The sequence below is a fragment of the Waterburya sp. genome (assembly GCF_058530065.1).
This window is the reverse complement of sequence record NZ_JBZNBU010000275.1, coordinates 1-10,942: the sequence shown is the minus strand read 5'-3', so window position 1 is coordinate 10,942 and position 10,942 is coordinate 1. Positions and strand designations below refer to the sequence as shown.

8 protein-coding genes and 1 pseudogene are annotated in these 10,942 nt (G+C 38.4%); 4 read left to right on the top strand and 5 right to left on the bottom strand.

Annotation, left to right across the window (positions count from 1 at the left end; all coding sequences use genetic code 11):
- Both AC33VI_RS16525 and AC33VI_RS16520 read right to left on the bottom strand, forming a co-directional pair.
- On the bottom strand, window positions 1-672 hold a 672-nt coding region (locus AC33VI_RS16525), incomplete at its 3' end, for a GumC family protein (RefSeq protein ID WP_491783358.1).
- Window positions 673-706: 34 nt separating this feature from the next.
- Window positions 707-1,456: a sugar transferase gene (locus tag AC33VI_RS16520; RefSeq protein ID WP_491783357.1), complete on the bottom strand. Its 750-nt coding sequence runs from the start codon at window positions 1,454-1,456 to the stop codon at window positions 707-709.
- A gap of 719 nt (window positions 1,457-2,175) precedes the next feature.
- Between AC33VI_RS16520 and acnB the strand changes: the two genes are divergently transcribed.
- A complete protein-coding gene (gene acnB / locus AC33VI_RS16515; RefSeq protein WP_491783356.1) occupies window positions 2,176-4,773 on the top strand; it encodes a bifunctional aconitate hydratase 2/2-methylisocitrate dehydratase in 2,598 nt (865 codons plus the stop codon).
- Window positions 4,774-4,903: 130 nt separating this feature from the next.
- Here the strand turns inward: acnB and AC33VI_RS16510 are convergent, their stop codons facing one another.
- On the bottom strand, window positions 4,904-6,274 hold the full coding sequence (locus AC33VI_RS16510; protein ID WP_491783355.1) for a hypothetical protein: 1,371 nt from the start codon (window positions 6,272-6,274) through the stop codon (window positions 4,904-4,906).
- Window positions 6,275-6,697: 423 nt separating this feature from the next.
- On the opposite strand from AC33VI_RS16510, the gene AC33VI_RS16505 reads away from it, so the two are divergent.
- Window positions 6,698-7,780 carry a TIGR03032 family protein gene (locus AC33VI_RS16505; RefSeq protein WP_491783354.1) on the top strand — a complete coding sequence of 361 codons (1,083 nt, stop codon included), beginning with the start codon at window positions 6,698-6,700 and terminating at the stop codon, window positions 7,778-7,780.
- Window positions 7,781-7,802: 22 nt separating this feature from the next.
- On the opposite strand, the gene AC33VI_RS16500 is transcribed toward AC33VI_RS16505, so the two are convergent.
- Window positions 7,803-8,540 (bottom strand): 2-phosphosulfolactate phosphatase family protein, encoded by a 738-nt coding sequence (locus AC33VI_RS16500; protein WP_491783353.1) that lies wholly within the window; start codon window positions 8,538-8,540, stop codon window positions 7,803-7,805.
- 145 nt (window positions 8,541-8,685) lie between these two features.
- Entirely contained in the window at window positions 8,686-9,540 is an 855-nt protein-coding gene (locus AC33VI_RS16495; RefSeq protein ID WP_491783352.1) for a hypothetical protein, read from the bottom strand.
- A 151-nt stretch (window positions 9,541-9,691) separates the two neighbouring features.
- Between AC33VI_RS16495 and AC33VI_RS16490 the strand changes: the two genes are divergently transcribed.
- Together AC33VI_RS16490 and AC33VI_RS16485 are read left to right on the top strand one after the other, a co-directional pair.
- Window positions 9,692-10,411: a Crp/Fnr family transcriptional regulator gene (locus AC33VI_RS16490; protein WP_491783351.1), complete on the top strand. Its 720-nt coding sequence runs from the start codon at window positions 9,692-9,694 to the stop codon at window positions 10,409-10,411.
- Window positions 10,412-10,571: 160 nt separating this feature from the next.
- A pseudogene (locus tag AC33VI_RS16485) lies at window positions 10,572-10,942 on the top strand (GNAT family N-acetyltransferase); the annotation flags it as partial.

Sequence of the window (10,942 nt, the reverse complement as noted above, 5' to 3'; positions counted from 1 at the left end):
CTTGTTAGAAATTTGCGATATGGAATCAATGTTTGCTGTAGTTTCTTCTTCTAAACTAGCAATACGATTTTGATTTTTAAAATTGCGTAATTGTCCTTCGGCCTCTTTAACACTAGCTGCTACTTCAGGTATTTGTTGCTCGATAAATTCTTTAGCTGTAGATGTTTCGGAGCGATTATTAACCCGATGATCTTCAATGTATAATTCGATTATTTTATTGACCACAACGGCAGCTAACTCTGGATCTGTATCAAGATAAGTTATTTCCAACAAGTCAGTTCCAGTAATTGGTTTGACTGTTAAATTATCAGCAAAATCTTTGTATTTTATAAGTTCTCCACCATCGTCTCTTAAATCTAATTCCTGTATGAGCTTTTTAACTATAGGACGAGAACTTATAATTTCTGCTTCAGTAGTCAAAGGGTCGCTTTCAGTAGTTAATCCTTCAATCTCTCCTCTTCCATTTTCTAAACCCGTAAGTTTTGCAGTGCGATCTACTTTGATTAATAATTTAGCTTCAGCTTGATAAATTTTATCTAAAGAAATTGCTGTAACTACAGATAAACCAACAATGGTGATAAATATAGCTGTAGCAGATTGCCAACGTCGTTTGAATACCATCCAATATTTCTGGAAATCGAGATATTCATCTAGATGTGTATTAGAATTCATAAGATTTTCTAAAAGTTATTTTATAGGACTGAATTTAATAAGCACCTTTGCCACTTAAAACTACTTTAACGGTTCGTAGTAATATTTTGAAATCCAAACTTAAAGACCAATTCTGAATATATGCCGCATCGAGTTCAAATAAACTTTCTGAATTGCTATCAGAACGACCGCTTACTTGCCAAAGACCAGTAATTCCTGGCATTACTTCATGACGGAAATGATGCTCCGAGGTAAATTTTAAAACGTCTCTTGTGGGTAAAGGGCGAGGACCCACTAAACTCATTTCACCTCGTAAAACATTAAAAATTTGAGGTAGTTCGTCAAGACTATATTTACGAAGATATTTTCCGACTTTGGTAACACGAGGGTCTTCTTTGATTTTGAAAAGTATCCCTCCTTCAAACTCATTTTTAGCTTCTAATTGCTTTTGAATTTGACTGGCATTCTGAACCATAGTCCGAAATTTCCATACTTGAAATTTTTTGCCTTTTAATCCTACGCGAGTTTGTCTAAATAAAATTGAACCAGGAGAGTCTAATTTAATTAGAATAGCAATGATTAACATTGGAAAACTCATAAAAATAAGTAATACAATCGAAAATACAATATCAATAATACGCTTGGGTAAGATATTAGTTTGTGTATTGGGAAAGGTGATAATTTTTTGGTTTACTCGATCGCTTTGTAAATTCAAATATCTTAAATCATGTAATTTTTCCCAACTGTCTTGATTTTCATCTAAGGATAAATTTCTATTAGAGTGGTTATTGTAAGAATTGTACATTTGCTCTGCATGATTTTTTAATCAATCTAGTTGAAGATACAGAGACTACATAATGTTACATTCTATATTAAATAATTAGCAATGTACATCGGCTCTGTATTTTCAAAATATTATCTAGTAGATATACATACAGAAAGATATTTTTTAGATAATGACCCAAAGCAAAGTAGCAATAATTACATTGACTGCGTAATCATACTGACTCACCGCGATCGCTAAACTATTTGGGATTGAAACTACTGAATTCTCAGTATTATGGGCTATAGATTAACTTTTAGGATCGACCGCACTAAAAATAGCAAAAGAAAAGCTATTCCATAGAGGTTGAGACCTAGAGGATTTAAGTTACTATTCATTAAAATGATGTATTAAATTTTACATTGAAAAATAGACCATTAAACCCTCTCCTAGCCTCCCAGTCTCTTAGCCCTCCAGTCCATCTCAATCAGCAACTCGCGCGTTCCTTTGCGCCGTAAGACGACGCAGGCTCCCTCGTCAAATTAAATCCTGACAGCTTATCTACAACAAAATATCAATATCTCATTAGATCTTGAAAAAGCAACCAATCGAACAGCTTGGGCGTTCTATAAATACATACAATATATTCAAATCAAAATATTCAAATCAAAAGCTTAAAGCATAAAGTTTTAAGAAGATAGAAATCGATGAGACAATAGAAATCCTGTAATAAATCTACAGACAGAGAGGAGAACTACTAAATGTTAGAAGAATATAGAAAACAGGCTGCCCCAAGAGAGGCGATGGGCATTCCTGCATTACCTTTAACAGCAAAACAAACATCAGAATTATGTGAAATACTTAAAAATCCCCCAGAAGCGGAGAAAGAAGAGTTACTATCATTGCTTAGAGATAGAGTTCCTCCTGGGGTAGATGATTCTGCTTATGTTAAGGCTGGTTTTTTAACTGCTGTAGCCAAAGATGAAATTAAATGTCCTGTAATTTCTACTCGTTATGCAGTGGAACTACTAGGTACGATGATGGGGGGGTATAACGTTCAATCTCTGGTAGATTTATTAAAGTCAAAAGATACAGAGATTGCTGCTGAAGCAGCTAAGGCATTAAGCAAAACTTTACTAGTGTTCGATGCCTTTAATGATGTTTTAGAACTATCCAAAACTAATTCCTATGCCAAACAAGTAATTGACTCTTGGGCAAACGCCGAATGGTTTACTTCTCGCGATAAACCCGCAGAAGCTATTACCGTAAATGTCTTTAAAGTGCCAGGAGAAACCAACACCGACGATCTTTCTCCCGCACCCCACGCTACCACTCGCCCCGACATTCCTCTTCATGCTTTGGCGATGTTAGAGTCGAAAATGCCCGACGGGATTGAAACGATTGCTAAGTTAAAAGAAAAAGGACATCCCGTAGCCTATGTGGGCGATGTGGTAGGTACTGGTTCTTCTCGTAAGTCGGCGATTAACTCCGTATTGTGGCATCTTGGAGCAGAAATTCCCTTCGTTCCCAACAAAAAAGCAGGTGGCTATATCTTAGGTAACAAGATCGCGCCTATTTTCTTCAATACAGCTGAAGACTCTGGGGCATTACCTATCGAATGTGACGTTGCCCAAATGAATACTGGCGATGTAATTACCATTCATCCCTACAAAGGTGAAATTACTAACGAATCTGGCGAAGTTATTACCACTTTCGATCTCAAACCCGACACTATTATCGATGAAGTACGGGCTGGCGGTAGAATTCCCCTATTAATTGGTCGGGCTTTAACCGATAAAACCAGAGAAGCATTAGGCTTGCCTGTATCCGAAGTTTTCACTCGCCCCTCAATGCCCAAAGATACTGGCAAAGGCTTTACATTGGCACAAAAAATGGTCGGTAAAGCTTGTGGTTTACCTGGGGTGCGTCCTGGTACTTCCTGCGAGCCAATTATGACTACTGTTGGTTCTCAAGATACCACAGGACCAATGACTCGTGATGAGTTAAAAGAGTTGGCTTGTCTGGGTTTCAATGCCGATCTTACCCTACAAACTTTCTGCCATACCGCAGCCTATCCCAAACCTGTAGATATTGATACCCACAAAAACCTCCCCGACTTCTTTGCGACTCGCGGTGGGGTAGCTTTGCGCCCTGGAGACGGTATCATTCACTCCTGGTTAAATAGAATGTTGATGCCCGATACTGTAGGTACTGGTGGCGACTCCCATACTCGTTTTCCCTTGGGTATTTCCTTCCCCGCAGGTTCTGGCTTAGTAGCTTTTGCTGCTGCATTAGGGGTAATGCCTCTGGATATGCCCGAATCTGTCTTGGTTAAATTTACGGGAGACTTACAGCCTGGGGTAACTTTGAGAGATATCGTTAATGCGATTCCTTGGGCTGCCATTCAACAGGGTAAACTAACCGTTGCCAAAGAAAACAAGCAAAATGTCTTTAACGGGCGCATTTTGGAAATGGAAGGCTTGCCTGATTTAAAAGTGGAACAAGCATTTGAACTTACCGATGCGACTGCCGAACGTTCTTGTTCTGGAAGTACCATTAAACTTAGCGAAGATACGGTAGCGGAATATTTGCGTTCTAATGTCGCTTTACTAAAGAATATGGTAGCTCGCGGTTATGGAGATGCTCGTACTCTAATGCGTCGCGTAGCCAAGATGGAACAATGGCTGGCTAATCCTAGCTTGATGTCTGCGGATGAAGATGCGGAATATGCCGACACCATTGAAATTAACCTCAATGAAATTAAAGAACCTATAGTTGCTGCACCAAACGATCCCGACAACGTTAAATTAATGTCTGAATGCGCGGGAGACAAGGTAGACGAAGTATTTATCGGTTCTTGTATGACTAACATCGGACATTATCGCGCTGCTGCCAAAATCCTCGAAGGTGCGGGAGTAGTTAAAGGCAGACTATGGATTTGTCCTCCCACTCGCATGGATGAAAAACAACTGCGGGAAGAGGGTATTTATGGCATATTTGCTGCTGCTGGGGCGCGTACGGAAATGCCTGGCTGTTCCCTCTGCATGGGCAACCAAGCAAGAGTTGAAGATAACGCCACTGTTTTCTCTACTTCTACTCGCAATTTCAACAACCGCATGGGTAAAGGCGCGCAAGTATATTTAGGTTCGGCAGAACTTGCTGCTGTTTGTGCTTTGTTGGGTAAAATTCCTACAGTGGAAGAATATATGGCAATTGTGAAAGAAAAAATTGCACCTTTTGAAGGAGATTTATATCGTTATCTCAACTTCGACCAAATTGAGAATTTTGAAGATGAAGGTAGGGTAATTCCGATTGAAGATATGCCTAAGATTGAAGATATTTTGAATCTCACTCACTAAAAACCTTGTCAAATAAAGAGGATGGGGAAAACACAGAAGCTAAGTAAAAATTAAATACTTAGCTTTTACTTATTTTAAGCTCAGCGATTAATCTCAGTAGACGTGAGTTTGACAGGTAGTACCCTAAATTTTATAGTTCTGGGATAGGTTCCACATAAAAAGCAATGGCATCATCACTCCCTTCTGGCTCATAATCAGGAGATTCAATAAAGAAGTCTCTTTCTTCAATTGAAAGGGTATAGAAATGAGCATCTAAGCTTTGATTATAAAAACGATACAAGGGAATAGTTCCTTCAACTTGAGTCTCGTAGCCATAATAAGGAGTTCCTTCTGCTACATAATTATCCAAGTTATCTTCAACAAAGGCTCGCTCATTTTCATCTGCTGTATAGAGATGCACTCCAGTGCTAGTATTAAAAAACCTATATACAGGAATAGTTCCTGTTAATGGATCTTCTTCTTCATCTGGAGGAGCTACTCCCACAAAAGAAATCCCGTCAAGCTTATATTGAGGAAGAGTATCTAAAATTATATCTCTTTCTATCTCAGAAGTAGTATAGAACTGGGTTTCAATATCTGTGCGCGAAAATCTATACACAGGGATATCATCTTCATCGACTCCTAAATAAGATGATGTAATTAGAGGAACTGCTTCGCTGTCAGGTGAATCAGGATCGAAAGGAATAAATTCTCCTGTTTCTACAACTACCTCACCATTTTCAAACAGAATAATTTCTACTTCAGATAAAGTATCAGTAAAAAATTCTTCTACAGGAACAGTTATTGTTTCTCCCTCTTCTCCTTCTTCAACAGGAATTTCAATTTCTAAAGGACCTCCTGTGACTAAAATAGAAGTTTCCCCTAAAATAACTTCATAGTCAGAACCCAGCCCTTGGAAAACGGCTGCATCATTGCCTGCTCCGCCAACGATGTCATCATCTCCAAAACCACCGAAGAAGGTATCATTGCCCTCTTCTCCCTCTAGAGAATCGTTTTCTAAACCACCGATAAGAGAGTCATCTCCTTCGCCTCCAGTAATTACACTGTCAAGAGAGACTGCTGCAATATCAACCAGATCGTTACCCGAACCAGAAATTAATTCAACTTGCTCGATAGAGACAATGGTTGTCCCTGCAAGAATGCCTTCAGATACAGGACTAAGACCTTCAAATACGTTGTAGGTAAAAATAAAGTCATCTGTTTGAGCCGAAAAATCAAGAGACAGACTATCATTGCCAGAACCACCATTGACAGTATGTTCGCCAGCACCAAAGGTAATTACATCATCGCCAGCTATTCCATTGAGGACATTGTCACCCGATCCACCATTGATAAAATCGTTGCCTTCTCCTCCATTAATGGTATCGTCTCCATTACCACCTTCAAGGCTGTCATTACCAAGCCCTCCCGAGATTAAATCATCTCCATTTAAACCTGAAATAGTATCATCGGCTTCAGTTCCTATTAAATCATCGTCCTGAGGAGTTCCATCAATTATCATTATCGTTACCTATTTTGGAAATAAATATTAGTGTAGTTTTATACAATTATGAAGGATTTTATTGCTTAAAACTTCGAGATAGTTTGTAATTTGTAGCAATAAAGTAGCAATAAATCAGGTGATAGCAATATCAATAGTTAAATTAAGGGTATGTAGAAAAAGTATAAAAAGTTAAGCTAATCGTCCGATCCCATAGCACTAATAGATTTTTATGGAGAGAAAAACATAAGCCAAAAAACTTATTCATCGAAGTCCAAGAAAATCTCAATTTAATAGGTATCCTTAGAGATGCAGCTATTCTGCTTTACAGTATCAAGATCTAAACGTTAAAAACGGCGAATCACAAACAGCAAGACATTTATTTTCTGATATTTTCTGAAGCTTGAGCCGATTACAAGAACGAAGATCCACAAACAGAACTTTATGAATCAATCTTTGAATGAATCTAATCCCCGCGATCGAGAAGAAAATCTGCGAGAAGTACGCTATGAGTATAGTAATAATTTACAAGATATTCTTCAGGGTTTAAATATTTCCCTCTTTTTTTCTACCTATCAAGCGGGAAAATTGGGAGTATTACACGTCGCTGACCACAACCTTAATATTAGTTTCCACAATTTTCAACGAGCGATGGGAATAGCCATTAGTCCGACTCAAATGGCGGTAGGGGGCAAAGATTGGGTTTATTTTCTCAGAAATGATGCTACTTTAGCCCCTCAAATAGCTCCTTCTGGTACTTATAATGCTTGTTTTCTGACTAGAGGAGGACAATACACGGGAGATATTTCCATTCACGATTTAGCTTGGGGAAAAAAAGAATTATGGTTCGTCAATACCAGATTTTCTTGTCTTTGCACTCTAACAAATAGTTATAACTTTTTACCCCAATGGCGACCTAAATTTATCAGTTCTCTTGCTCCCGAAGATCGCTGTCATCTTAATGGTGTGGCAATGGTGGGCGGAATGCCGCAATATGTCACGGTGTTGGATAAAACAGATACTCCAGGAGGTTGGCGAGACAACAAGGTAAGTGGAGGCTGTATTTTAGAAGTGCCTAGCAGTAATACCATCGCATCGGGTTTATCGATGCCTCATTCCCCCAGAATTTATGGCAGTCAACTTTTGGTACTTAATTCTGGTCATGGGCAATTAGTGGCAGTAGATATTACTTCTGGCAAGCAGGAAACCATTATTTCTTTACCAGGCTATACTCGCGGGATGGCAATCTACGATCGCTTTGCCTTTATCGGTCTGTCTAAAATTCGCGAAACGGCTATTTTTGGCAATTTACCCCTAAGCGATCGCTTGAATGGAGAATTGAAATGCGGGATTGCGATCGTCGATCTTGCAGCAGCAAAAATTATCGGCAATTTAGAGTTTCAAGCAGGAGTTGATGAAATATATGACGTGCAAATATCTCGCTTTTCTTCCCCAATAATTTCAGGTCCTCATGCAGTGACAGATGGTGCGGGTCAAATTTGGTCTTTGCCCGCTAGTAGCCAATAAAATTAATTGATAATTTCAAAAGTTACTGATGGCTGACCAATACCCCTGGTTCTTTTTGAATGGGCAAGATATCCAGAATATCGGTTTGAGAGCAATATTTTAGGTCTTCATCTCCATTCAATCCTAAAAGACGCTGTCCGTGACTGCACTGACGTAGTACATTTAACAGGTTATCTTTCCATTGTTCGTAAAGAGCGATCGCGCCAATTACTTCATCATTGCCAAACAAATCTACAGGAGAAGTATCGCTTTGCTGAAAGATAGATTGAGCGATCGCCCCAGCACAAGCAGTATCCTCGACAGAATAGTCTCCTTGCCAACCAGAACCTACCATCCAGACTGTTTCTGGTTGGGTTTCTAAAATGTAATTAACTGCTGCTTGACGATTGATTTGAGCAGCTGTGATAACGCAGGAAGATTGTTCAACTCTTTGTAAAGCGCGAGTTCCATTTGTAGTAGTTAAGAACAATCTTTTACCCTTAACAACGTCAGCAGTACAAGCTAGAGGAGAGTTACCCAAATCAAAGCCTTCTACTTTTACTCCTCCTCTTTCTCCTGCCAAGAGACGTTTATGTGGTTCCCAAGAGTTCGATCGATCTTTCAATTTTTCAATGTCACTAAATGCCTGAACTGCTTCTGCTCCAGCATCTAAGGCAGTTGCTATCGTAGTAGTAGCTCGCAAAACATCAATTACTACAGCACAATCTGGTAGTTTGTCGTTGGGAGTATCTTCAGGAGTATGATAAACAAATAGTTTCACGCTATAAAGAAAGTATTATTTTAAAAGTCAATAAATCAAAACTTACGCAATTATACGTTATTTATTAACTGCAGCGTGTCATCAATTATAAATCTGAAAAGATATTTTTTAGATTTAATTTAAGCAAGATAGAAAGGCAATCAGTCTATATTTCTGTTGGTGCGGGAAGGTTCAATTTTTCTGTCAGTATTCTTTGTAACCAATATTGACAGAGAGCAATTAGTCCCAAACGGGCGAGCGCAACTTCGGGATTTTTTTGTCTTACTGCTTCTAAAAAACGACATTCTGCTACAAAAACCATGATTGTCTGACTAAAATTACTAGCTAATTTTTCCCAGTTGACTGCTTCTTGAGTAAAAGAATCCGTAATTAAAAATAACTGACGCAGTAAATAAATTTCCGCTTCTTCTTGGCAGTACAGGCGATCGCCAGAGTCAAGCCAATTTAAACTAGTTAGGGCATCATAATTGGGAATTATTTTTTCTCTGACTCCTAACCTTAGCAAAGAACAACAACGAGCGTGTACGTATTGTAGGGAAAATAAATCCTTTGTCCCCCTAATAAATCCCTTACTATAAGCTAAATGGAGAGTAATAGTAGTTTTTAAATTAAATGAATTTAGCGATCGCTTAAGATAAATAGCGATCGATTTTTCTGATAAATAAAAATAGACCCAACCAGATTGTTGTAGAGAGATATGAAACTTTAAATAAGAGGTAGCATTGATATTTTTGGCGGGAAAATTCCAGAGATCTTCCCATTCTTCTAATATGATTTGAGGTGCTTTTTTAAGACAAGCAGCTATAACTAAAATAATAGAGGAAGCATATACAATAGTCTTTGATTGTGATGAAAAAAAAACTCGATCCGCCTGCTGATTTAGGGTTCTAGAATCAATAGCAGAGTCCAAAAGAGCTATGTTAACTGGAATACTTATTTGGGGAAACTGATAAGAGAAAGCAATATTTTGCTGTTGTTGATATAAATCAAAAATTGACAACAGCTTCGATCTCAATAAATCTACAATCGATATCGTTTTTTTTTCTTGACTAAGTGGTAGTAAGAAAAACTTATGTAAAAAAGTCTCTTTTGATACATTGCTATCCATGTAGAATCGAATATGCGTTGATATTATATTTTGCCTTCATTTTATGCAGTTTTCCGATCGATCCTCTGAGGAATCTAGTTCAAATTTGAGTTGGAAAAGTATTATGGACTGGGCGCAAACCCACTATCGAGATCGTATTTTTAATAAAGATGAGCAAATTCCCGTACGTCCCCAACTGATCTATCTTGTCAATCAAGGTGCAGTTCGTTTGGTTAGCGAAACGACAAATCAATCGGATAATAATTCTGCCAAACCATTATCAGAGTCGGATTCAGAATTTGCTGAAGAAATTGAAAAAACTTTTCTCGGTTTTATCGGCGCGGGGAAGCCATTTGAAATCCTGTCTCATCAAGACTTTAGTTTTCATGCTTACGCTCATGTGGATTATACTCAGGTGGCTTGGCTTTACTGGCAAGATTTAGAAAATTGGCCAAATTTTCGTCAAGAGATTTACGAAGCCTTCCGCGATCAACACCAAAGAAAGTTATTATGGCTCAGTGCTTTGGGTCAAAGACGCACCATAGATCGCCTCACGAGCTTTCTGCATTTATTAATTGAAGAATATGGAGCGCAAGATGAAGATCGACAATGTTGTTTGCCCTATACTTTAACCCACGCTCAAATTGGTAGTGCGATCGGTTCTACTAGAGTTACGGTAACCAGATTGATGGGTAAATTACGCCGTCAAGGCATTATTTCTGTTAAAGAGGATAACTCTATCTGTATTAACAATCTGAAACTGATTCAAGATAATTTAAAATAGTAAAATAGCGAAATCTACATCTGCTTTACATTAGAACCTCAATGTTAACCTAGAGCAAAGATGGTGAGTTAGCTGGCGATGATACTATCTCCACTGTTTTATGGGGTGAAGCAACAATTATGTAATTGAAAGATCCTATTTATCAAGAGAAGAAACTCAGATGGCAATTAAATACCGTCAGGGAAAAAAGGAAGATAGCAAAAAAATAGCAGAAATGATAGATATTGCCTCTGGTGGCGTTGTCGAATACCTATTTCACGATTTTATTTCTGGAATGTCACCTGTTGAAGTCTTAGCCGACGGCATTGAAAATGACAATTATCCCCACACTTATAAAAGCGCATTGGTTGCCTGTGATGGTGATGATTTGGTCGGCATGGCTCTTGCTTTTCCTTCCTCTTATCACCAAATTACAGATGAAATAAGAAGTTTTTTGCCTGCAGATAGATTAGAGCATCTTAGCCACTTTTATGCCTCTGGGGTCGAAAACAGTTGGTTTCTTGATGCCTTGTGTGTAATTGAAAGTCATCG